Annotated in this window: 17 protein-coding genes and 3 tRNA genes; 7 read left to right on the top strand and 13 right to left on the bottom strand. The window is 70.8% G+C overall.

Translation table 11 applies throughout. From position 1 onward, the window contains the following. Nucleotides 1–394 precede the first annotated feature (394 nt). The 5 genes from ABT122_RS22020 to ABT122_RS22000 all read right to left on the bottom strand — a co-directional run bounded on the left by ABT122_RS22020 (nt 395) and on the right by ABT122_RS22000 (nt 1,828). Entirely contained in the window at nt 395–823 is a 429-nt protein-coding gene (locus ABT122_RS22020) for a MaoC family dehydratase (RefSeq protein ID WP_351554751.1), read from the bottom strand. Further along, nucleotides 823–1,275, bottom strand: coding sequence for an FAS1-like dehydratase domain-containing protein (locus ABT122_RS22015; protein WP_351554748.1), 453 nt, complete (start codon nt 1,273–1,275; stop codon nt 823–825). Before ABT122_RS22015 ends, ABT122_RS22020 begins: the two co-directional genes overlap by 1 nt. Nucleotides 1,276–1,377: 102 nt before the next feature. Then, the gene (gene rpmG, locus ABT122_RS22010) at nt 1,378–1,542 is read right to left on the bottom strand and encodes a 50S ribosomal protein L33 (protein WP_003956487.1); all 165 of its coding nucleotides are present in this window, start codon (nt 1,540–1,542) and stop codon (nt 1,378–1,380) included. Nucleotides 1,543–1,636: 94 nt separating this feature from the next. Next, nucleotides 1,637–1,709, bottom strand: a tRNA-Met gene (locus ABT122_RS22005). Between the two features lie 46 nt (nt 1,710–1,755). Continuing rightward, nucleotides 1,756–1,828 (bottom strand) — tRNA-Thr (locus ABT122_RS22000). A 305-nt stretch (nt 1,829–2,133) separates the two neighbouring features. Here ABT122_RS22000 and ABT122_RS21995 point away from each other — a divergent pair. Continuing rightward, nucleotides 2,134–3,354: an amidohydrolase family protein gene (locus ABT122_RS21995; RefSeq protein ID WP_351554745.1), complete on the top strand. Its 1,221-nt coding sequence runs from the start codon at nt 2,134–2,136 to the stop codon at nt 3,352–3,354. A gap of 56 nt (nt 3,355–3,410) precedes the next feature. Continuing rightward, a complete protein-coding gene (locus tag ABT122_RS21990; protein WP_351554742.1) occupies nt 3,411–4,067 on the top strand; it encodes an SDR family oxidoreductase in 657 nt (218 codons plus the stop codon). Nucleotides 4,068–4,083: 16 nt separating this feature from the next. Here the strand turns inward: ABT122_RS21990 and ABT122_RS21985 are convergent, their stop codons facing one another. The 3 genes from ABT122_RS21985 to ABT122_RS21975 all read right to left on the bottom strand — a co-directional run bounded on the left by ABT122_RS21985 (nt 4,084) and on the right by ABT122_RS21975 (nt 12,031). Beyond that, complete coding sequence (locus ABT122_RS21985; RefSeq protein WP_351554739.1) at nt 4,084–4,332, bottom strand: DUF6191 domain-containing protein; 249 nt, start codon at nt 4,330–4,332, stop codon at nt 4,084–4,086. A gap of 288 nt (nt 4,333–4,620) precedes the next feature. After that, a complete protein-coding gene (locus tag ABT122_RS21980) occupies nt 4,621–4,980 on the bottom strand; it encodes a hypothetical protein (RefSeq protein ID WP_351554736.1) in 360 nt (119 codons plus the stop codon). 4 nt (nt 4,981–4,984) lie between these two features. After that, a complete protein-coding gene (locus ABT122_RS21975) occupies nt 4,985–12,031 on the bottom strand; it encodes a polymorphic toxin-type HINT domain-containing protein (protein ID WP_351554733.1) in 7,047 nt (2,348 codons plus the stop codon). Nucleotides 12,032–12,228: 197 nt separating this feature from the next. On the opposite strand from ABT122_RS21975, the gene ABT122_RS21970 reads away from it, so the two are divergent. Continuing rightward, nucleotides 12,229–15,396 (top strand): FG-GAP repeat domain-containing protein, encoded by a 3,168-nt coding sequence (locus ABT122_RS21970; RefSeq protein ID WP_351554730.1) that lies wholly within the window; start codon nt 12,229–12,231, stop codon nt 15,394–15,396. Nucleotides 15,397–15,855: 459 nt separating this feature from the next. Then, entirely contained in the window at nt 15,856–16,371 is a 516-nt protein-coding gene (locus ABT122_RS21965; RefSeq protein ID WP_351554727.1) for a GyrI-like domain-containing protein, read from the top strand. Between the two features lie 112 nt (nt 16,372–16,483). On the opposite strand, the gene ABT122_RS21960 is transcribed toward ABT122_RS21965, so the two are convergent. Next, nucleotides 16,484–16,565: transfer RNA gene (locus ABT122_RS21960), tRNA-Tyr, on the bottom strand. Between the two features lie 197 nt (nt 16,566–16,762). On the opposite strand from ABT122_RS21960, the gene ABT122_RS21955 reads away from it, so the two are divergent. The 3 genes from ABT122_RS21955 to ABT122_RS21945 all read left to right on the top strand — a co-directional run bounded on the left by ABT122_RS21955 (nt 16,763) and on the right by ABT122_RS21945 (nt 18,823). Further along, nucleotides 16,763–17,251: a YajQ family cyclic di-GMP-binding protein gene (locus ABT122_RS21955; protein WP_351554724.1), complete on the top strand. Its 489-nt coding sequence runs from the start codon at nt 16,763–16,765 to the stop codon at nt 17,249–17,251. A 355-nt stretch (nt 17,252–17,606) separates the two neighbouring features. After that, on the top strand, nt 17,607–18,071 hold the full coding sequence (locus ABT122_RS21950) for a methylated-DNA--[protein]-cysteine S-methyltransferase (protein ID WP_351554831.1): 465 nt from the start codon (nt 17,607–17,609) through the stop codon (nt 18,069–18,071). 65 nt (nt 18,072–18,136) lie between these two features. Next, on the top strand, nt 18,137–18,823 hold the full coding sequence (locus ABT122_RS21945; protein ID WP_351554828.1) for an alpha-ketoglutarate-dependent dioxygenase AlkB family protein: 687 nt from the start codon (nt 18,137–18,139) through the stop codon (nt 18,821–18,823). Between the two features lie 95 nt (nt 18,824–18,918). Here ABT122_RS21945 and ABT122_RS21940 read toward each other — a convergent pair whose 3' ends face one another. From ABT122_RS21940 to ABT122_RS21925, 4 genes are all read right to left on the bottom strand, one after another. Then, nucleotides 18,919–19,188 (bottom strand): GlsB/YeaQ/YmgE family stress response membrane protein, encoded by a 270-nt coding sequence (locus ABT122_RS21940; RefSeq protein ID WP_351554720.1) that lies wholly within the window; start codon nt 19,186–19,188, stop codon nt 18,919–18,921. A 244-nt stretch (nt 19,189–19,432) separates the two neighbouring features. After that, the gene (locus ABT122_RS21935) at nt 19,433–19,825 is read right to left on the bottom strand and encodes a YccF domain-containing protein (RefSeq protein ID WP_351554718.1); all 393 of its coding nucleotides are present in this window, start codon (nt 19,823–19,825) and stop codon (nt 19,433–19,435) included. Beyond that, nucleotides 19,822–20,682: a zinc metalloprotease HtpX gene (gene htpX, locus ABT122_RS21930; protein ID WP_351554715.1), complete on the bottom strand. Its 861-nt coding sequence runs from the start codon at nt 20,680–20,682 to the stop codon at nt 19,822–19,824. Before htpX ends, ABT122_RS21935 begins: the two co-directional genes overlap by 4 nt. A gap of 146 nt (nt 20,683–20,828) precedes the next feature. After that, on the bottom strand, nt 20,829–22,343 hold the full coding sequence (locus tag ABT122_RS21925) for an NADH-quinone oxidoreductase subunit N (RefSeq protein ID WP_351554825.1): 1,515 nt from the start codon (nt 22,341–22,343) through the stop codon (nt 20,829–20,831). Between the last annotated feature and the right edge of the window lie 19 nt (nt 22,344–22,362).

The raw sequence follows: 22,362 nt of genomic DNA, 5'->3' as shown, positions 1-22,362 counted from the left end.
CCCCGCACAAACCCAGCCCGTCCGGCGATTGAGGACGGACCCCGCACCACAGGACCCCGCACAAACCCAGCCCGTCCGGCGATTGAGGACGGACCCCGCACCACAGGACCCGTCACGCTGCGGGCCACCGTCGGGGGCCAGCCCCCGAACCCCCGCTCCTCAAACGCCGGAGGGGCTGAGGTGTGCGGCTCAGCCGCCGGAGGACCGAGGTGGCGCGGCTCGGCGCCGGAGGGGCCGAGGTGGCGCGGCTCAACGGCCGGCGGGGCTGGGGTGGCGCGGCTCAACCGCCGGAGGGGCTGAGCGGGCGCGGCTCAACCGTCGGAGAAGCCGGGGTGGTGGGGCTCCAACGCCGGCGGGGCACGAGGGGCGCGTCCCCACGGGAGGGGGCTCGGGGTCAGGCCAGGCGGACCACGGCACGGGACATGCCGAGCACCTTCACCCCACCGCAGGCAGCGGTCAGATCCACCCGCACACACCCGTCCCCCAGCAACTCCGCCACCTTCCCGCTCACCTCGACCACCGCCCCCTCACCATCGTTCGGCACCACGACCGGGCGGGTGAAACGCACCCCGTACTCGACGACCGCGCCCGGGTCGCCGACCCAGTCCGTCACCACCCGGATCGCCTCGGCCATGGTGAGCATGCCGTGCGCGATCACATCGGGGAGCCCGACCTCGACCGCGAACTTCTCGTTCCAGTGGATCGGGTTGAAGTCGCCCGAGGCACCGGCGTACCGCACCAGCGTGTCCCGGGTCACCGGGAAGCTCCGCGCCGGCAGCTCGGTGCCGACCGTCACGTCCCCGTACAGAATCCTCGCCGTCATCACGCCCCCTCGGCGGCCCGCGCCACCAGCTTGGTCCACGCGGTCACCACATGCCCGCCGGTCTCGTCGTGCACCTCGCCGCGGACGGTCACGACATCATTGCCCGCCAGGGACTTGATGCTCTCGATGACGGAGACGACACTCAGCCGGTCACCGGCCCGCACCGGCCGGCTGTAGGCGAACTTCTGATCGCCGTGCACCACCCGGCTGTAGTCCAGACCCAGCTGCGGGTCCTGGACGACCCGCGCCGCGGCGCGGTAGGTGATCGCGAAGGCGAACGTCGGCGGGGCGATCACCTCGGGGTGACCGAGCGCTTTCGCGGCGTCGGGGTCGGTGTACGCGGGGTTGGCGTCCCCCACCGCCTCGGCGAACTCACGGATCTTCTCCCGGCCGACCTCATAGGGCGGGGTGGGCGGATAGGTCCGCCCCACGAAGGACTGATCGAGTGCCATGGCCTGGCTTCTCCTCCTGACAGATGGGCCTGCCGCCCTGAGAGCGGGGACAAACGACACGAGGCCGCCCCCTGACGGGGACGGCCTCGCATGCGAGCCTGATCAGCGCGTTTCGCGGTGCGCCGTGTGAGAGTTGCAGCGCGGGCAGTGCTTCTTCATCTCAAGACGGTCCGGGTTGTTACGCCGGTTCTTCTTGGTGATGTAGTTCCGCTCCTTGCACTCCACGCAGGCCAGCGTGATCTTCGGGCGGACGTCGGTGGCAGCCACGTGAGTGCTCCTTGGACGGACGGATGGACGGATTGACGCAAACGCAACAAGAGTAGCCGATCCGAGGACCGACCCCGCAATCGGCTACTATGTGTAGCGGTGACCGGACTTGAACCGGTGACACAGCGATTATGAGCCGCTTGCTCTACCGACTGAGCTACACCGCTGCGATACCGGATCTCCTCGCCCGGAGGCGAGGATCACCGACATCAGAGCCCCAATACGGAATCGAACCGTAGACCTTCTCCTTACCATGGAGACGCTCTACCGACTGAGCTATTGGGGCGAGCGATGAAGACATTACACGGTCGGTCGCCGTTCGCCCAAATCCGTTTCGTGGCCCCCTGTCCGGCATCGCACCCTCCCTCCCGGCCGGCCTCCGCCGAAGCTCCCCGGCGGCCCCTCGCGCCCCTCCGGCGCCGCCCGCCGCCCGGCCCGCGCGGCCGTGCGGAGGACCGGGCAACCCCACCGGTACGACTATTTCGCTCTTCCTCGAAGAGGGAGCGCGGCGCCCCTAGGCTCGACTCACGCTGCGTGACCCTTCCCCCGTCCGGTACGCGGCCCGAGCCGACCTCCCCCGCCAGGAGCGCGATGCCCGACAGCCAGCCGCGGCCCCCCGACGGCGCGACCGCCGACACCACCGCGCTGCTGCTGAGCGGCGCCCGGCTGACGGACGGCCGCACCGTCGACGTACGGCTCGGCGGCGGGCGCATCGAGGCGGTCGGAACGGCCGGCAGTCTCCCCGCCCACACCGCCCGGGTGGACCTGAGCGGCTATCTGCTGCTGCCCGCGCCCGCCGAGCCCCACGGCCACGGCGACACGGCCCTCACCGCGGACGGCCCCGGCCCCGTCTCGTACGACGGCCGGGACGTCCAGCGGCGGGCCACCGAGGCGGCCCTGCTCCAGCTCGGGCACGGGGCGACCGCGCTCCGCTCCCACGTGCGGATCGGGGATGTCCAGGGCCTCGGACCGCTGGAGGCGGTGCTCCGGGCCCGGCGCTCGCTGCGCGGGCTCACCGAGCTGACGGCGGTCGCGGTGCCCCGGCTGCTGACCGGGGTGGCCGGGGCCGACGGCCTCGCGATGCTGCGGGACGCGGTGAAGATGGGGGCCTCGGTGGTGGGCGGCTGCCCCGACTCCGACCCCGATCCGACCGGGTACGTCCAGACGGTGCTGGAGGTGGCGGCGGAGCACGGCTGCCCCGTCGATCTGCACACGCACGGTGACGACCCGGCGCGGCTGGCCCGGCTCGCGGCGATGACGGGCGGGCTGCGGCCCGGGGTGGCGATCGGGCCGTGCGCCGGGCTCGCCCGGCTGCCCCACGAGCGGGCCGCGCGGGTCGCGGACCAGCTGGCGGCGGCCGGGGTGACGGTGGTCTGTCTGCCGCAGGGCGGCTGCGGGGCGGTGGAGCACCGGGGCTGCGCGCCCGTCCGGCTGCTGCGGGCCGCCGGGGTGCGCGTCACGGCGGGCGGCGGCGCGCTGCGGGATGTGTCGAACCCGGTGGGGCGGGGCGACCCCCTGGAGTCGGCCTATCTGCTGGCCTCCCGGAGCGGGCTGCGCGCCGTGGAGGCGTACGACACCGTCGCGGCGGCGGCGCGCGCGGCGATGGGGCTGCCGGAGGTGCGGGTGGAGGCCGGCTTCCCGGCCGAGCTGCTGGCGGTGCGGGGGGACCGGCTCCCGGCCGTGCTGTCCCTGGCGTACAGCAGGATCGTGATCCACCGGGGGCGGGTGGTGGCGCGCACCAGCGCGGTGCGGGAGTACTGCGACTCGGCGGTGGCGGTGGCGCTCGAACTGCCCCGCCAGGGGCGTTCCTGAGGGCGTGTCCGGCCGCTGCCGGGCGTCGGCCCGCGCGAGGACGTACGGTCGGGGGCATGCGCATTGTCATCGCTGGAGGACACGGTCAGATCGCCCTCCGCCTGGAGCGGCTGCTCTCGGCGGGCGGGCACGAGGTGGCGGGGATCATCCGCGACCCGGAGCAGAGTGCCGATCTGGGGGAGGTGGGCGCCGAAGCGGTGGTCCTGGACCTGGAGTCGGCCTCCGTGGACGAGGTCGCCGAGGCCCTGCGGGGCGCCGACGCCGCGGTCTTCGCGGCGGGCGCGGGACCGGGGAGCGGCCCCGAGCGCAAGGACACGGTGGACCGGGGCGCCGCGGTGCTCTTCGCGGACGCGGCGGAGCGGGCGGGGGTGCGGCGGTATCTCGTCGTCTCCTCGATGGGCGCGGACGCCGGGCGCGAGGGCGATGAGGTCTTCGACGCGTATCAGCGCGCCAAGGGGGCCGCGGACGACGATGTGCGCTCCCGCCCGGGCCTGGACTGGACGATCCTGCGCCCCGGCATCCTGACCAACGACGCCGGCAACGGACTCGTCGAGCTGAAGGCGTCCACGGGCCGGGGCCCGGTCCCGCGCGACGACGTGGCGGCGGTCCTGGCCGAACTCCTGGAGACCCCGGCGACGGCGGGGCTGACGCTGGAGCTGATCTCGGGGTCGGTGCCGGTGCTGGTGGCGGTGCGGGACGTGGCGGGGAACTGAGCCCCGGGGGGTCGGGTCAGTTCCCCGGCCCCGGGCCCCTGCCGGGCGCGACGCTCTCGTCGGCCCCGGGCCCGTCCGCCCCGGGCTCCGCCGGCTCGGCCCGCGCGCCGGGCATCCGTATGACGACGACCCCGCCGGAGAGGTCTATCGGCCCCCGCCCGGGGTCGGCGTCGCCGGCCTCGTCGAGGGTGATCTCCAGGCGCTGCCGCTCCTCCTCGGTGTGGCGGCGACTGGGGGCGAAGATTTCGTTGAGACCGCCGAACATGGTGGGCTCCCGCCTTCCGTCAGGGGTCCGGGCATTCGATTGTCGCCCATCGCGGACGGCGGGCCACCAGGTCCACCGCGCGGTCCCCGACAGACTTCGGGAGCCCGCCGGAGGGAGAATTCCCGGTGGGCTCCCGGGCGACGCCGGTCCGGGCGCGGAATCGCGGCGGAAGGACCGGCGCGGGCCCACCGCGGTGTGGTGGACCCGGCCGCCGGCGGTTTCCGCCCCGGGGCGGAAGTGACGGTTCCGAACCGCCACTCCGCCACCCCGGGGCCGAAACACCGTGTGCTACTCCTTCTTCTCGTCCCTGATGGCTCTCGCCTCGGGGGTGTCGAACGACCGGCTGTAATACCGGAGCCAGTGGTCGACCTCGGGGGCGAGCGACGGAAGCCTGCTCCTCACCGAATCCGCGAGTTCGACATGCTCGTCCCAGGATTCCGCCAGGAAGGCTTCCTTCAGGCCGAGTGCGACGGCCACGCGGAACTCATCGCCGGATTCCAACCATTTCCTTCCGACTGTGAAGATCATTCCGCTGTCCTCGGGCGTGATGATCCAGGACATCGACAGGAGCTGCTCGGAGAGGTACCCGGGCGGCAGGTTGGGTGCCCTGTGGTCCGCGAGGAACTCCATGAGTTTCCCGATGTCCATGCGATCACCTCCTTCGATACACCCTGGTTTCGAATACCGCGCCATCAGGAATTGGTTCGCCGTCCGCTCGCTTCATCTTCCCGAAGTCGTGCTCCGGAGCCAAGTCGCCGACGGACACCAGCTCGAATCCGGCTTCGGCTATCAGATCGGTACGGAGTTTCCGCCACTTGTTGGACTTCGCTCCGGTCACCATCAGAATCCCGCCGCGCTGCATGACACGGGCGGTCTCCGCGGAAACCGGCTGGAAGCCGAACGGGTTGATGGCGTGCACCGTGCTGAACGTCCCGTCACGGAAGGGAAGCGCACTCGCGTCCGCCCGGACATCGACGCCGGGCCTGTTCTCCATGTCCACATTGACAGCCCCCGGCATGGGGTTGTCGCCCGACCCGAGATTCAGGGTGCAGTTGTGGGCGAGAACAGCGGCGGAACCCGTCTCCACGTAGTACGTGTGGATGTCGTCGACCGTGAGGTTGTGGACCCGCTGCTGCGCGGTCCAGGATTCCACGGCCTCGATCTGGACCCATGTGCCGGCGCTGCTTCTGAGCATCTGCCCCGGTTGCAGCTCCCCGGCCTTGACCCACTTGCCGAGCGCCTCGATCCAGAAGGGGTGTCCTTCGGTGGCCGTCACCGAGCCCGGCGAGCCGGAGCCGTCGTACTCGCCCGACGGTGCGGCGGCGGCCGGGCCCGAGCCCTTCCCGTCGCCGCGGTCCGAGACCGCCAGAGCCGTGGTGGCCGGGCCCCGGTCCCCGTCGCGGACGGTGATCCTGACGAGTTCCTTGTAGCCGCCGCCGGTGATCGTGGCGGAGACCGTCCTGGCCCTGGTCTCGCCGGTCACCGGATCGGTCGCCATGACCTTGTCGCCGATCCTGACCTTGTCGATCGGCTTCTTCGACCCGTCCGCCATCACCACCAGCGTGCCGGGGACGAAGCTGTTGCTCTCGCAGGCGGCGTTCGTCGCCTCCTCTCGGGCTGTGCTCTGAGCCTCGCTCCTCGCTTCCTTGATCACCCGCTTGGCCGCGGGCCTCTTGACCTGGGACGGCTTCGGCCTGGGCTTGGGCTGAGCACGGGGCTTCGGCTTGGGCTTCGCCCGCGCCGCTGCCTTCCGGGCCGCCGCGCGCTTGGCCGCCGCCTTTCTCGCCGCCGCGCGCTGCGCCTTGGCGCGTGCCTGAGCCGCCGCCCTCTTCGCGGCCGCCCTCTTGGCCGCCGCGCGCTGGGCGGCCCGCTTGGCTGCGGCCCGCTTGGCCGCCGCCGCCTTCTTCGCGGCCTCGCGCTTGGCCTTGGCCGCCGCACGCTTCGCCGCCTCGATGGCGCGCTTGCGGGCGAGCGCCGCAGCCCGGCGGGCAGCCGCCTGGGCGGCCTTGCGGGCCGCGATCTGCGCCGCGCGGCGGGCCGCCGCGCGGATCGCCGCCTGGATCGCCATCCGGGCCGCGAACCCGATCAGCACCGGGAAGAAGAGCCCGGACGGGTCGGAGAACGTCGCCGGAGCGTTGTTGCTGTAGGCGTACGGGTTCATCGTGGCCGGCTGTTCGAAGTCGACCACCGGGTCGACGGAGATGAACCTTCCGGTCGCCGGGTCGTAGTCCCGGACCCCGAGCCTGGTCAGACCGGTGTCCTTGTCGACTGTTCCTCCGACGAAGCCGCGTGCCCCCGGCCAGGTGGACGGCGCGGCGCCGCGCTCCTCACCGAACGGCATCGACTTGCGCCGGGTGACACCCATGTCCGCGGCGACCATGTCGACCACCGTGTTGGACGTTCCGTGGTGGTCCGCCAGCAGAAGCTGACGGCCGCCGCCCGTGGACCGTACCGTGGTCGAACCGTCGGGCTGGCCGTAGAAGCGCTCCGCCTTCCGGACCGCGAAGTCCGGGCCCACCGTCAGTTCCGCCTCCCCCAGGTACAGCGTCCTGCTGCCGTCGGGAGCGGTGCGGATCAGCCGGTCACCGGAGGCGTCGGTGAGGTAGGACGTGGTCTTGGTGCCGCCTCCCTCGACGGGCTCGGAGACCGAGCGGAGCTGGCCCTCCATGTCCCAGTCGAGCGTCTGGGTGGTGCCGTTGTGCTGACGGGTCTTCGTGTTGCCCGCCTTGTCGTAGGTGAACTCGTTGAGCCGCTCACCCCCGGGACCGATCGACTTGATCGTGGCGAGGGCGTTGGGCCCGCCCACGCCCGGCTTGCCGTAGGTGTAGTCGCGGGTGACGTTCTGCGTGGTGTCGCCCGTGATGTCGTGCTCGGTCAGCTTGGTGCGGTTGCCCGCCTGATCGAACTCGTAGCTCTGCCAGTAGGCGTCCGGACCGCCGACGGTGTCCTTGGAGGGAGCCGCCGAACAGTCGTCCTTCGCCGCCGTCCAGGCCGACGTCATCTGACGCAGCTTGTTGTGCACGAAGCACTGGGTGTCCGTCTGACCGCCACCCGCCACCGCGCCGCCGGAGGTGTCCGAGATCTTGGTGACATTGCCCGCTTCGTCATAGGTGTAGCGGGTGTCGCTGATCCGGCCCGGGGCCAGTGAACGGTCGTACGTGGACTGCGTCATCCGACGGGTGAACTCGTCGTAGAGGTAGGTGCCGTACACCCGCTTCGTCGCGGGCCCCGCCTCGGTGCGCAGGATCTCGCCGAACGCCGAGTAGCTGACGTTGTTGAGATAGGTCGACGTGCCGCTGATGGAGATCGGCAGATCGTCGGAGTTGTAGCGGAAGACGATCTGCTCGGTGGTCAGCCCGCCGAGGCCGGGAACCTGCATCCAGGCCGTCTTGCCGGTGGGAGTGTAGGAGAACTGGTACTTGTAGGTGCCGCTGAGGCCCTTCTCCTCCGCCGGGATGACGGTCTGGGTCGACTTCACCCGGTAGGCGTTGTCGTAGGCCGTCACCTCGTCGCGGTACTTACGGCCCTCGTGGTAGCGGATCGACGCCGTGGGAAGGCCCTTGCCCAGCGTGTCGTACGTCCACTCGATGCGCTTCGGGCCGGTCTCGCCACCCTCGCGGAGGGAGGTCGGACGACCGCCGGCGTCATAGGTCGTGACCAGCGTGTTGCCACGCGAGTCGGTGGACGTCGCGACGTTGTCGGTGTCGTCGTACGTGTAGGTGGTCCTGCCGCCGTCGGGGTCGACGGTGGCCGTCTGGCGGCCCCGGCCGTCGTACTCGAAGGTGGTCACCGCACCGCCGGGAGCGGAGACCTTGACCAGGTTCTCCAGGTCGTCGTACTCGTAGAGGGTGTCCCGCCACTGGGTGCGGGCCTCGTTGGTGTACTCGCGGAGCTTCTCCAGCTGCCCCTCGGCGTTCTCGTACGAGGCCGTGACCGTGTCGCCCTTGGGCGGGATGGTGGTGGAGACGTCGCCGTCCCGTTCCGTGGTCGTCCGGAGCTTCTCCACACCCCGGTGGTAGGTGACGTCGGCGACGGGCTGGCCCATCCCGTCGAAGGTGATCCGGGTCTGCGACGGCACCTCGTTGTCGCCGACCTGGAGCAGCTCGGCCTTGGGCTCCAGATCGTTGTAGTAGCCGTCGTTGGTCTTCCACGCCCGTCCGGCGGTGTCGTAGAAGGTGTCGTTGACGATCCGGCCCGCGCCGATGGCCTCGTCCTGGGTCTGCCGCTCGCGCAGCAGGCCGTCGAGGATCTCGTACGAGACGGCGTACTCGCCGTTGTCCTTCAGCGTGCGCGTGGTGACGATCGTCTCGTTGTCACGGCGGATGGTGTAGTCGTACGTCGCGTTCGGCGTCTGCGTCGCCGGGTCGCGGTCGATCTCCCACACCTTCAGGAGCCGGCCCAGCGGGTCGTACTCCATCGTGGCGCGCTTGTTGTTGGCGTCGATCTCCGCCAGCGGCATACCGCGGGCGTCGTCGAACTCGGTGGTCTCCGTGTGCTCCAGCGGGTCCGTGGAGATCTGCTTGGTGGGACGGGCGACCGTGGCCGGGAAGTAGTCGACCTTGGTCCGCTTGTTCTCGGCGTCCCAGGTGATCGTCTCACGGCCGTGGATGTCGTACTCGGTGCGGTCGATGGTGAGGTAGCCGTCGCCGGCGGCGTTCAGCTCCTCCACCTTCGTCGGCAGCCCCTTCGTCGGCGCGGCGCCGAGAGCGAGGTTGTCGAAGTAGGTGCGGGTGTCCTCGACGACCTTGCCGCCGGTGGTGCCACAGGCACCGAGCCTGGTGACCTCCCTCGACTCCGATTCGAGCAGATGGGCCGTGGTGTTGCGGGCGTACTCGGTGGTCGAGCACATCCGCTTGCCGCCGGCGGTGGTCTCGTCCACCTCGGTCGGCAGACCGTACGTGTCGTACTTCGTCGTCTCCGTCGAAGTGCGCCAGAGATCGCCCTTGACCCGCTCGCGCGTCGACACCGTCTCCGGACGGGTCATCCACGCCTCCAGCGGCGTGGTGCCGGGGCGGACGCGGGTCGCGGTCTTCACCGACCACGGCGTGGTCAGGGTCGACGAGTCGACCGCCCCGCCGTCCGACTCGTAGGTGATCTGCTCCCGGAGCTGCCCCTGGTAGTGGCCGAGGTCCTGGAAGGTTCCGCCGCGGGAGTCCTCGATGACCGAGGTGCGGGTGCCGGTGGGCAGCTTGTCGCCGTGCATGCCGCGGAAGTAGCGGTGCTCGGTCAGCTGCTTGACATCGGTGCCGGAACCGAGGCGGGTGCGGACCCGCTCGTAGCCCCGGTACTGCGACCAGGTGCGGTACTTCTTCTCCGCGAACTCCGAGTCGTCGAACGCCCACGCCGGGGAGCCGAGGAACTCATAGCCCGTGACCTTCGTCGGACTGTCGGAGACCAGGTCCATCTCCTTGACCTCGGTGACGAGGTACTTGTGGAACCAGTCCTCCTGCATCTTCAGGGCGCCCTTGGGCATCCAGTACTGCGGGAAGCAGCGCATCGTGTTCGACTCGGGCGAAGCGGGCATCTTCCTCGGCGCCAGGGCCGAGCACTCGCGCGGCGAGTACGTCACCCCGATCCGGCCGCCGGTCTCCGTGTCGATCGCGTTGATCCGGTAGCGGGAGAACGGCGGCAGACCCTCGACGCCGTCGACCCGGTTGTCGAGCTGCACACCGGCGAAGGTGACCTTCGGCATCGACGCCGTACCGCCGGCGCCATGACCCGTCCGCGTGATGGAGTCCAGCCACAGCGCCGGGGACGTGCCGTCACCGGTCGCCGGGAAGGAGCTCTCCAGCGTCCACGAGTCGACGTTCTTCAGCGCCGACCCGGCCAGCACCTGCGTGCCGATCTTCACCAGGCGCTTGGTGGACCAGAACGTCGGCGAGAACTTGTCCGTGCACTTCGCCCCCGCCAGGCACTCCTGGTCCAGCGGGGTGTCCGGCCAGTGCTTGGCGTTCTCCTTCGTGCGCTTGGCGACCGCGCAGTCGAAGCCCGTGCTCGGAACACAGCGCTCCGCGACGGTGAAGTTCACCCGGCCCGCCGGCAGCCCGGTGAACAGGGCGTCCGAGCGCTGGCCGTAGTCGATCCGGGCCAGATGGGCGGCGCGGTCGTACGCGACCTGCTGGTCGGCCTTCATGTTCAGGCCGTAGTGGTTCGTGTCCTTGTTCCACCACAGGGTCATGGCGTCGCCCAGCGGGTCGACGACATAGTCCAGGTTCCAGCGGTACGCCTGGGTGCACTCCGAGTCCGTGAACAGCGTCGCGTGACACGGCTCATCGGGGTGGTTGCCGACGACCGGGACGGTCTGGACCGAGTTGGTCCGCTTGTCGGCGGGCGCGCCCGGGAGCTTGTTCATCCCGAAGTGGTACTGCACACCGTCGGTGCCCGTGACGACCCAGAACTCGCGGTCGTGCGCGCCGTTGTCGGCGCCCTTCGCGCCGGTGCGGCGCTCCACGCGCGTACCGTCGTCGTCCGCCGGACGCCAGGTGTCACCCGCGCCCTTGACCAGCTCGGTGCTGTTGCCGCCGAGCGACATCACCACATGGTCGGAGCCGTAGCAGAGGTCGCCGCTGTCGCCCTTGTTGTTGGGCTTCCTGCCGTCCTCCTCGCCCTTGTCGTCATCACAGGAGCGGAAGCGGCGCTCGATGAAGCCGGGCTCGTAGTCCCAGCCCTCGGCGATCCACGACGACTGGCCGTTGGTGGACGCGGTGCGCCCGTCGACGGCCTGCGAGGAGTACGACAGCGCGATCTCGGGCTGCGGACCGCCCGGAACCTCCTGCGCCTCGATCGGATACGTCCAGGAGAAGCCGCCGGACGAGCTGCCGGCCATCCAGGAACCGGACTGCGACAGCGAGGTCGCCCCGTGGTTTCCGCCGGGGCCGGAGGCCGACGCCGTCGCCGCCAGCACCCGCGGCGCGGCGGCCGGACCACGGCCCTTCTTCGCGGTTCCCAGGTCCACGGTGGCGCTGACCGTCCGGCCCTCGGGGTCGTTGGCGCCCTTCAGCTCGGTCGGGGTGCGGCACTCCGACTTCCGCGGGGTGGTCAGCGCACAGGCCGGCAGCTCGACCAGACGGAGCCGGGAGCCCCAGTCGCCGCCGAACCTGTCCTTGATGGACGCGTAGTCCAGTTCGATCTCGACAGTGCCTGACGCAGCGTCAGAGGTACTGGACGCCGCGGGGGCAGCGGTGAACAGTACGCCCTCAACGCCCGCCGCACGGGCCGTCTTCGCGTCCTTCACCTGCACTCGGGCGGTGGCGCCCGGCTCCGCCAGGGCCTTTCCGCTCAGCGCGCGGGCGGTGGACCCGGGCTTCCGCAGTCGGACCGGAACACCGGAGAAAGGATTTTCCTCTCGGCCGGAAATCACCCCGTGATCACCGGGGTTGAGTCCCGACCGACCGGCCTTGCCGGGGACCCGGCCCCGGGTGTCGGCCACCGGAACCACGTACTCGCCGGCGGGAATCGCGCCGGCGGACGGGCGCCAGTCCCTCTCCGCCTCGTTCTTGACCCCCGGCCGCTTCCGGTCGAAGTCCCGTCCGGAGACGGATCGTTCCTGCTTGATTTCGTCCAGGTCGGGGCCGGTTCCCGCCGCGGCGGCCGGGTCGTCCGGGACGAAGTTGATCATAAGCGCCATGAAGACGACAAATGACACGGATCTATGCCAGTGCCCCAGATAGCGCAACTGGCGCAGTAGTTGTTCTCGCACGCTTCCTTCCCATCCTGAGCTGGATAAACACATGACCGGAGGGAACCTAGGACGCCAACAACCCGTCCAGCAACCAGGGTTGGACCGCAAGAAATCCCACCTACTCCCCCTAAAGCGGCGAAATTTCCCATCCGAGCGCCGTGTACTCTTCCGCCGAAAGTTGCTCTTGAAGTGAAGAGATCAAGGGGATTTGGTCCATGCCAGACATACCCACGAAGAGACGGGGAGCGGGCCGCACCGCACGAGGCGCCCTGGCCGCAGTGCTGGTCGGAGGCGCTCTGGGGCTCACTCCCCTCGGGACGACGACCTCCGCCGCCACGGAGGGGAAGCCCTCCGGAACCAGTGCCTCCGGTGCGCCGGCGGGCTCGGAGGAGCATGCGCTGGAGAAGGCCCGGCGGACCGGCGAACCGGTCGAGGTCCTCTCGGCGCGGACCGAGATCAGCGAGACCCACGCACTGCCCAACGGAAACCTCCGCCAGACCCAGCACACCTCCCCGGTCCGGGTGAAGCGCGAGGGCTCCTGGACCCCCGTGGACACCACGCTCGCCCCGGTCGCGGGGCGCGTCGCGCCCCGGGCCGCCCTCGGCAAGGTCACCTTCTCGGCCGGTGGTGACGCCCCGCTGGTGGTCCTCGCCGACCAGGGCCGCACCCTGTCGCTGAGCTGGCCCACGCCGCTGCCCGCGCCGGTCCTCGACGGCTCGACCGCTACGTACCGTAACGTCCTGCCGGATGTCGACCTCGCCGTGGCGGCGAGCGTCAACGGCTTCAGCCAGGCCCTGATCGTCAAGTCGGCGCAGGCGGCCGACAACCCCGAACTGGCCGCCATCGACTTCGGTCTGAAGGCCGAGGGGCTGACGCTGAGGAAGGACCCCGAGAGCGGTGCCATCAGCGCCCTCAACCCCGCCGGACAGTCGGTTTTCTCGACCTCGACCGCCCGGATGTGGGACTCGTCCGGCACCGACACGGCGTCCGGGACCACCCCGCCCGGCGCCCAGGGCCGCAAGGCCCCCGTCGCCAGGCCGACGACCGCGAAAGCCGCGCCCCCGTCGGATCTGAACCCCGGGACCAACAGCGCCGAGGTCGGCGTTCAGGTCACGCAGAGTAAGCTGATCCTGACCCCCGACCAGGCGCTCCTCGACTCGCCGAAGACGACGTACCCGGTCTACATCGACCCCCGGGTCACCGGCGCCCGCCAGGCCTGGACCATCGCGTACAAGCCCCATCCGACCAGCAGCTACTGGAACGGGACGGGCTGGGGCGGCGGCACCACCAGCGAGGCCCGCGTCGGCTACGAGAGCAGCTCGGGAGGGACCGCCCGGTCGTTCTTCCGGGTCGACTCCGCGTTCCTCGCCGGTGTGAAGGTGGTCGACGCGCAGTTCCAGATCACCCAGACCCACTCCTGGTCCTGCACCGCCAAGCCGGTCGAGCTCTGGCTCACCGGAGGCATCAGCTCCGCCACCACCTGGAGCAAGCAGCCCGCCTGGGACACCCGGCAGGACGTCCGCAACTACGCCCATGGCAACGAGACCTTCGGCTGCCCCGACAAGGCCATCGACCTGAAGGCCAACCACGCGGCCCAGAAGGCCGCCGCCAACAACTACCCCAACCTCACCTTCGGTCTGCGCGCGCCGCAGAGCGCCGAGGACGGCAAGGACGAGTACAGCTGGAAGAAGTTCAAGCCGGACGCCAAGCTGATCGTCGAGTTCAACCGCCCGCCGAAGGCCCCCTGGGCGATGGACACCGTCCCCAGCACCAAGGTCGGCACCGAGTGCGGCAACGGCGCTTCCTACGTCACCGTCGGCAACACCGATGTGACTCTTGTCTCGCAGGTCTGGGACCCCGACGGCGGTGATGTCAACGTCGAGTTCCATCTCTGGGCGACGGGCAAGCGCGATGTCGCGCCCGGTCTCCTCTTCGAGAGGAGGGTCAAGGCGACCGTCTCGGCGAAGGACCCGAAGGGCGTACCGGTCCGGGTGACCGTGCCCAAGAAGCTGCTGGACGACCACAAGGGCGCGAGCGGCGGTCAGTTCTCCTGGAAGGCGCAGACCGAGGACGTGGCCGATCCGGCGTTCGCCTCCGACTGGACGCCGAGCCAGGGCTCGTCCGGCTGCCGCTTCGGGTTCGACCCGACGGCTCCGTCGGTGATGCCCACGGTCGTCTCCACCGGCGCCGTCTACCCGGAGCAGCTCACCGGGGACAGCCCTGAGGGCGCGCTGCCCCGCACCCCGGGCGAGTTCGTGTTCAACACGCCCGGCACCTCGGACATCGTCGAGTACAAGTGGGCTCTGGACCGCACCCCGCCGAACGTCTCCGCCAAGCCCGCCGTCAAGGGCGGTCCGGCGAAGGCGACGGTGACCCCGCTGACCCCCGGCCCGCACACCCTCTATGTGCAGGCCTTCGACGCGGCCGGGAACGCCGGCCCCCGCTACCCGTACAAGTTCACGGTGAAGAGCCCCGGTGTGGTGGACAAGCCGGGTGATGTCAACGGTGACGGTCTGCCCGACATGTTCGCGGTCGACGGCTACAACAACCTCCGGCTGTACGGCGGCACCGGCAACGGCTCCGTCGCCACCTCGGTCGTCCTGTCCGAGACCACGGCCTGGGGGGACGCGCTGCTGACCCACCGGGGCGATCTGACCGAGGACTTCTACGAGGACCTCGTCGCCCGGACGAAGGACGGCAGGCTCTGGTACTACCCGAACGACGGCCAGGGCGCGTTCACCGACGACACCCGCCAGGAGTTCTATGTCTTCGGGGACGAGGAGACGGGTCTTCCGTCCATCGACGTCAAGGCGCTCAAGCAGATCGTCTCGGTCGGGGACCTCACCCCGGACGGCGAGGGGCACCACCCCGACTTCGTGGGTGTCATCGGCGACCAGCTCTGGTTCCTGCCCGGGGCTCCGGGCGGCAGAATCCGGGCGGGCTACCCGATCGGCGACTACGGGTGGGGCAAGATGACCCTCGCCTCTCCCGGTGATGTCAACGGCGACACCTTCACCGATCTGATCGCCCGCGACACCACCAATGGGGCGGTCTGGCTCTACCGGGGCAAGAGCATGGGCGACGCGGACGGCGACGGTACCCCGGACGGCGGCACCGACCCCTCGTCCATCGGCAACTCCGCCAACCGCGCCGCGTACGCCACCGGCTGGACCCCGGCCGCCCGGCCGCTGGTCACGGCGAGCGGCGATTCCAACGGGGACGGTGTCTCCGACCTGTGGACCACCACGGCGAACGCCACGGCGGGCCTGGAGTTCATCCCCAGCCGCAAGACCGTCGACCCGGCGGGGGCGCCGGTCGTGGTCGCCGGGACGCCGACCGTGGTCGGTACGGGCGGCTGGCAGGCGATCAAGGTGATTTCCTGACGGGTCGCCGCTGAGGCGGCGGGGCTTCGGCGGCTCGGAAGCCCCGGCGGCCTCGGTGGCCCTGGCTGACCGGCCCTGGGCGGCCGGTGGCCGGACGCCTCGAAGGGTGCGGGCCCTCGGATGAGGGCCCGCACCCGGGCCTTCCCTCCCGGGGGGCGTGCGCCGGGCTGTCGCCTGCCGGCGGAGGACCCGGCCGGGGGGAGGGAGGCACGGGCAGAGCCCGGGGGCTCGGCGGAGGCACGGGCACAGCCCGGGAGCCCGGCGAAGGCACGGGTATCGGTCTCATCGGGCGCAACCAGCACACCTGCCTCATCCGACACACCCAGCGCATCCGGCGCGGGGAGCACATGGGGCGCATGGGCGCATCCGGCGCAGATGAACGGCGCCGTGGAGTGATCGTCTCCGGGTGGCCGATGAGTCGGCACCGGCCGCCGGGTCTTCTCTGGTATGAGCGATGACATGTCTGACACGCCTGACACACCTGATGTCCAGCCCGTGATCGTGGAGCGCGGGGAGCAGGTGTACGCCTTCATCCGCGGCTCGGTCCGCATGGATGCCTTCGGAGTGATCGCCGACCGCCTCGGCGAGCTGATCGGCTGGCTGACGGCGCACGGTGTCGCCTTCGCCGGCGCGCCCTTCTTCCGCTTCAACACCATCGACATGGCGGGCGAGTCGGAGGTGGAGGCGGGTATCCCGGTCACCTCCATGCCCGAGCCCGAGGGGGACATCCGGGTCGGCGCCCTGCCGGCCGGGCGCTATGCCACGGTCGGCTTCACCGGCCATCCGGACCAGCTCTTCGGTGTGGCCACCGCGCTGCGGTCCTGGGCCGCCCGCCGGGGGCTGGAGTGGGACATGACCGAGGTGGACGGGGTGGAGCGGTGGGGGTGCCGCCTTGAGTCGTATCTGACCGATCCGCGGGTGGAGCCCGATCCGGCCAAATGGGAGATCGAGCTGACCTTCCGGCTGGCCGACTGACCGGCTGACCGGCTGACCGTTCGGAGCGCATCCACGGGCCGCGCGATCCACACGATCCACGAAAATGACCCCTGATCGGCGTCTCCGCTGATCAGGGGCCATCTCTATCGCGTGGCGGCGCCAGGATTCGAACCTGGGTAGGCTAAGCCGACGGATTTACAGTCCGCTCCCATTGGCCACTCGGGCACACCGCCATGGGATGTTGCCGCCTCGGAGGGGGCCGCTCTGTGGCGGTGCTCCTTGGCAACGACGTAAACGATACCCGATGCCCAGGGGTGCTCCGCCACCGGATTGATCAGCGGCCGGGGCCTTGCGGGGTGGCTAGGCTTGGCCGAGCGGTTCGGGGACTCCGGCCGCCCTCCACGCACCCCGATACAAGGAGCCACAGGACATGGCCGACTCCAGTTTCGACATCGTCTCGAAGGTCGAGCGGCAGGAGGTCGACAACGCGCTCAACCAGGCCGCGAAGGAGATCTCCCAGCGCTACGACTTCAAGAACGTCGGGGCTTCGATCGCCTGGTCCGGCGAGAAGATCCTGCTGCAGGCGAACTCGGAGGAGCGCGTCAACGCGATCCTCGACGTCTTCCAGTCCAAGCTGATCAAGCGCGGGATCTCACTGAAGGCGCTGGACGCCGGGGAGCCGCAGCTCTCCGGCAAGGAGTACAAGATCTTCGCCTCGATCGTGGAGGGAATCTCCCAGGAGAACGCGAAGAAGGTGGCGAAGATCATTCGCGATGAGGGCCCGAAGGGCGTCAAGGCGCAGGTGCAGGGCGAGGAGCTGAGGGTCAGCTCCAAGAGCCGTGACGACCTCCAGGCCGTGCAGGCGCTGCTGAAGTCCCAGGACTTCGACTTCGCGCTGCAGTACGTGAACTACCGCTGACCCCCGCGGGGCCGGGCGGGTGCCGTGGGACGGCTGCCCGCCGGTGCGGCTCGCGGGGACGGACGCCCGGGGGCGGGGTGCGGGGAGGTTTCCGCGCCCCGCCCCCGGGCGTCCGCGTGCGGTGCCGTGGGCCGGGGCTGCGGCTGCGGCTGCGCGATGTCCGATTCCCGCCAGCTTCCGCCGCCGGCACGTCGCAGACTGGTGGGCGAGAGGCAGGACGGCACGAGGAGAGGAACGAGCCATGGCCACCACCACGGTCCCCACGACGACGACCGGTACGGCGACGGCCCGTACGCCGGTCCACGCGCCGGTCCGCACCACGGTCCGCACGACCGTGGACAGCCCGCTGGGCGAGATGCTGCTGGTCGGCGAGGCGTCCCCGACCGCACCGGGCGGCACCGCGCTCGTCTCGCTCTCGCTGCCCGGCCAGAAGGGCGCCGCCACCGTCCGGGAGGAGTGGCGGCGGGACCCGGCCGCCTTCGCGGAGATCGCCGCACAGCTGGAGTCGTACTTCGCGGGCGGGCTGACCCGGTTCGATATCGAGTTCGCGGAGAGCGGCACGGAGTTCCAGCGCGGGGTCTGGCGGGCGCTGGAGGAGATCCCCTACGGGTCGACGGCCACCTACGCGGAGATCGCCCAGCGGGTGGGCACCTCCCGGGTGGGGGTACGCGCGGTGGGGACCGCGATCGGGCGGAATCCGCTGCTGGTGGTGCGGCCGTGCCACCGGGTGATCGGTTCGGACGGCGCGCTGCGCGGCTACGCGGCCGGGCTGGAGCGCAAGGAGCACCTCCTGGGACTCGAGGGCTGGACGGCGGGGTGACGGGCGGCGGAGCGCCCCGCTCCGGGGCCGGCGCGCCGGGGGGTCCGGAGGCGCTCTTCCCCGAGGTGTTCGTCCCGGACGCCGGGCCGGCCAGGCCGGTCGAGATCGCCCCCGGGGCGGTGCGTGTGCCGGGGTGGCTGACGGCCGAGCGGCAGCGGGAACTGGTGACGGCCTGCCGCGCCTGGGCGCGGGGGCCGGTGCCGCTGCGGCACACGGCGCTGCCGAACGGTGGCGTCATGTCGGTGCGGACGGTGTGTCTGGGCTGGCACTGGCAGCCGTACCGCTACAGCCGGACGGCCGACGATGTGAACGGGGCCCGGGTCGCCGATTTCCCGGGATGGCTGACGGAACTGGGCCGGGCGGCGCTGGTGGCGGCGTACGGGGAGAGCGGGGAGGCCGGAGGCACGGGTCCGGCGGCCCGCTCGTACACCCCCGACACCGCGCTGATCAATTTCTATGACGGTGCGGCGAGGATGGGGATGCACCAGGACAAGGAGGAGCGGTCCAGTGCCCCGGTGGTGTCGCTGAGCATCGGCGACAGCTGTCTCTTCCGGCTCGGCAACACCCGCACCCGGGGGCGCCCCTACACCGATGTGAGGCTGGTGTCGGGCGATCTCTTCGTCTTCGGCGGCCCCGCGCGCCTCGCGTACCACGGGGTGCCGAAGGTGTTTCCCGGGACGGCGGGTCCGGAGACGGGGATGCGTGGAGGGCGGTTGAACATCACCCTGAGGGAGACCGGACTGACCGGCTGACGGGCTGGAACGGAGGGGCGGAGGACCGGCCCGCGGGGGACGGGGGTGCGGCCGGGGCGGTCGCGTGTCGCCCCGGGGGTGCGGGCCGCCGGGGCTCAGCGGGAGCGGGAGTGCCCGAAGAGCAGCCGGAAGCCGATCAGCAGCACCAGTGATCCGCCGATCGCGGCGGCCCAGGTGGTCCCGTCGTAGAACTCCTTGGTGAAGGGCCGGTCGAAGAAGCGTGCCGAGATCCAGCCGCCCAGGGAGGCGCCGACGACGCCTATGAGGGTGGTGACGATCAGTCCGCCCGGGTCCCGGCCCGGGAGCAGAAGCTTGGCGATGGCCCCGGCGAGCAGACCGAGGATGATCCAGCTGATGATGCTCACGCCCTGAACCTGCCTTTCTGACGGTGTTGTACCCCTGCGGTACCGAGGACGCCGGATGTCACCGCCGTGGTTGCGGAAGGGCCTGCACGGAGCGGGCCGCCGACCCGCGCGGCTGCCTCCGCGATGTCTCTGACTGACGTATGTCCCGTCGGAGCGGGGACATGTCTCCAGGGTGACCGACGCCACTGACAGCCGGCCCGGGAGCGGCCGGGTCAGGGGCGGCGGCCGGTGTCAGGGGGTGGGGTCAGCGGGTGGCGAACGGCTGGTCCGAGGGGACGATCTCCTTGCCCAGGGGCAGCAGGGAGACCGGGATGAGCTTGAAGTTCGCCACGCCCAGGGGGATACCGATGATCGTCAGACAGAGGACGACACCGGTGACGATGTGCCCGAGCGCGAGCCACCAGCCGGCGAGCACCAGCCAGAGCACATTGCCGACGCACGAGGGCGCGCCCGCGTCCCGGCGGTCGACCACGGTGTAGCCGAAGGGCCAGAGGGCGTAGACGCCGATGCGGAAGGCGGCCAGGCCGAACGGAATCCCGATGATCGTGACGCAGAGCAGCACGCCCGCGAGCATGTAGCCCAGGAACATCCAGAAACCGCACAGAACCAGCCATATGACATTCAGGATCGTCTTCATGGGCGAGGACCTGCCATCTGTTCGAGTCGAGCGATGCGTTCGGCCATGGGCGGGTGGGTGGAGAACATCTTCGAGAGGGCCTTGCCCGGTCGGAAGGGGTTGACGATCATCATGTGGCTCGCCGTCTCCAGCCGGGGCTCGGCGGGCAGCGGCAGCTGTCTCGTACCGGCTTCGAGCTTGCGCAGGGCGCTCGCGAGGGCGAGCGGGTCACCGGTGAGCTGGGCGCCCGATGCGTCCGCCTCGTACTCCCTGGAGCGGCTGACGGCGAGCTGGATGATGGAGGCGGCCACCGGGCCGAGGATCAGGATGAGGATCATGCCGGCGAAGCCGGGGCCGTCGTCGTCGGAGCGGCCGATGGGGATCAGCCAGGCGAAATTCACCAGGAACATCACCACGGAGGCGAGCGCGCCGGCGACCGAGGAGATCAGGATGTCCCGGTTGTACACATGGCTCAGCTCATGGCCGAGGACGCCGCGCAGCTCGCGCTCGTCGAGCAGCCGGAGGATGCCCTCGGTGCAGCAGACCGCGGCGTTGCGCGGGTTGCGGCCGGTGGCGAAGGCATTGGGGGCCTGGGTCGGTGAGATGTACAGCCGGGGCATGGGCTGGCGGACCGAGGTGGAGAGCTCGCGGACGATGCGGTACAGCTCGGGGGCCTCGAACTCGCTCACCGGGCGGGCGCGCATGGCCCGCAGCGCCAGCTTGTCGCTGTTCCAGTACGCGTAGGCGTTGGTGCCGAGCGCGATGACGAGCGCGACGAGGAGCCCCGTACGGCCGAAGAAACTGCCGATGACGAGGATGAGAGCGGACAGTCCGCCGAGGAGTACGGCGGTCTTCAGCCCGTTGTGCCGGCGGTGCACGGTACGCCCTCCAGGTGGTGCGGCAGGGGAACCCTTTTGCGTGGATCTCCACTCTCCAGTGGACCCTTCTGTACTGGTCAACGCCAGGCGAAGGACGCCAGTTCCCTTGTGCTCCGTGACCGGGGCCGGTCCGTTCGGGTGAAGGGTCAGAAAAGGCTGGTCGCCGCGAAGCGGAGGATCAGCTGCGGATAGCCGGAGAGGACGACTCCGGCGACGGCGGTCAGGGCGATGGCCACGGTGACGGCGGTGGGCGCCCGGTGCGGGCGGCCGGTGACCGCCGGGTCCGTTCCCGCGGCCTCGGCGGCGGGGGCCTCGGCGGGGGCGCGGAAGAGGACGGCCGTCCACTTCAGGTAGTAGTACAGCGCGATCACCACGTTGACGGCCATGACCACCGCCAGCCAGCCCAGGCCCGCGTCGACGGCCGAGGAGAAGACGATCACCTTGGCGAAGAGGCCGATGATGCCCGGCGGCAGCCCGGCCAGGCAGAGCAGGAAGAAACCGAGGGTGAGGGCGGCGAGCGGGCGGGTGGCGTAGAGGCCGCGGTAGTCGGCGATCCGGTTCAGCGGCTTCGTACGGGCCACGAGGGCGACCACCGCGAAGGCGCCGAGGTTCACCACGGCGTACATCAGGGCGTAGGAGACGGTCGCGCCGATCTGGTCGTCGCTGGAGTACGCGGCGGCGGCGATCGGCACCAGGATGTAGCCGGCCTGCGCCACGGACGACCAGGCGAGGAGGCGTACGGCGCTCCAGTCGCGGGTGGCGGACTGGCGCAGGGCCGCCACATTGCCCGCTGTCATGGTCACGGCGGCCAGCACGGCGAGGGCGGGACCCCACACATCGGCGTAGCGGGGGAAGGCGATGACGGTGACCAGGATCAGCCCGGAGAAGCCGACGGCCTTGCCGACCACGGAGAGGAAGGCCGCGATGGGCAGCGGGGCGCCCACATAGGTCTCGGGGACCCAGAAGTGGAAGGGGACGGCCGCCGTCTTGAAGGCGAAGCCGATGAGGGTCAGCGCCACGCCCGTCTTGGCGAGGGTGTCCAGCTGTCCGGGGACATCGCCCAGCTCGGCGGCGATCCGGGTGAGGTGGAGGGTGCCCGTGGTGGCGTACACGAAGCTGACGCCGAGCAGCGTCACGGCGGTCGCGGTGACCGAGGAGAGGAAGAACTTGAGCGCCGACTCGCTGGAGAGCCGGTCGCCGCGCCGCATGCCGACCAGCGCGAAGGCGGGCAGGGAGGCGACTTCGAGGGCGACGACCAGGGTGGCGAGGTCCCGCGCGGCGGGCAGCAGGGCGGCACCGGCGGCGGAGGAGAGCAGCAGGAACCAGTACTCGCCCAGCGGCAGCTCGTCGCGGCTGTGGTGCAGCGAGAGCAGCGCGGTGAGCAGGGCGCCGCCGAGCACCAGGAGCTGGATGGCCAGCGTGAAGTGGTCGGCGGTGTAGCTGCAGGTGGCGGTGTCGGTGGTGAGACAGAACGTCTCGCGCTCGCCGCCGCGCAGCGGTACCAGGCTGAGGATCGCGGCGGTCAGTCCGGCGACCGCGCCGAGGCCGAGGAGGCGCTTGTGCCGCTCCGGTACGAACAGGTCGGCGACCAGGCAGAGCAGGGCGACCGCGGCGGTGATGACGGGCGGCGCGATCGTGAGCCAGTCGACGGACTGGACCAGGCTGGTGACGCCCGACGCG

The organism is Streptomyces sp. NPDC001985, assembly GCF_040296845.1.
Taxonomy (GTDB): Bacteria; Actinomycetota; Actinomycetes; order Streptomycetales; family Streptomycetaceae; genus Streptomyces.
The sequence above is the reverse complement of the archived record's forward strand: the minus strand, read 5'-3'. Positions and strand labels throughout refer to the sequence as shown.

Excerpts from the sequence above, each read along its gene's own strand:
- ABT122_RS22020 (WP_351554751.1), bottom strand. The coding sequence starts at position 823 with ATGACGGCGAGGATTCTGTACGGGGACGTGACGGTCGGCACCGAGCTG.
- ABT122_RS22015 (WP_351554748.1), bottom strand. The coding sequence starts at position 1,275 with ATGGCACTCGATCAGTCCTTCGTGGGGCGGACCTATCCGCCCACCCCG.
- ABT122_RS21995 (WP_351554745.1), top strand. The coding sequence starts at position 2,134 with ATGCCCGACAGCCAGCCGCGGCCCCCCGACGGCGCGACCGCCGACACC.
- ABT122_RS21990 (WP_351554742.1), top strand. The coding sequence starts at position 3,411 with ATGCGCATTGTCATCGCTGGAGGACACGGTCAGATCGCCCTCCGCCTG.
- ABT122_RS21985 (WP_351554739.1), bottom strand. The coding sequence starts at position 4,332 with ATGTTCGGCGGTCTCAACGAAATCTTCGCCCCCAGTCGCCGCCACACC.
- ABT122_RS21980 (WP_351554736.1), bottom strand. The coding sequence starts at position 4,980 with ATGGACATCGGGAAACTCATGGAGTTCCTCGCGGACCACAGGGCACCC.
- ABT122_RS21970 (WP_351554730.1), top strand. The coding sequence starts at position 12,229 with ATGCCAGACATACCCACGAAGAGACGGGGAGCGGGCCGCACCGCACGA.
- ABT122_RS21965 (WP_351554727.1), top strand. The coding sequence starts at position 15,856 with ATGTCTGACACGCCTGACACACCTGATGTCCAGCCCGTGATCGTGGAG.
- ABT122_RS21955 (WP_351554724.1), top strand. The coding sequence starts at position 16,763 with ATGGCCGACTCCAGTTTCGACATCGTCTCGAAGGTCGAGCGGCAGGAG.
- ABT122_RS21950 (WP_351554831.1), top strand. The coding sequence starts at position 17,607 with ATGCTGCTGGTCGGCGAGGCGTCCCCGACCGCACCGGGCGGCACCGCG.
- ABT122_RS21935 (WP_351554718.1), bottom strand. The coding sequence starts at position 19,825 with ATGAAGACGATCCTGAATGTCATATGGCTGGTTCTGTGCGGTTTCTGG.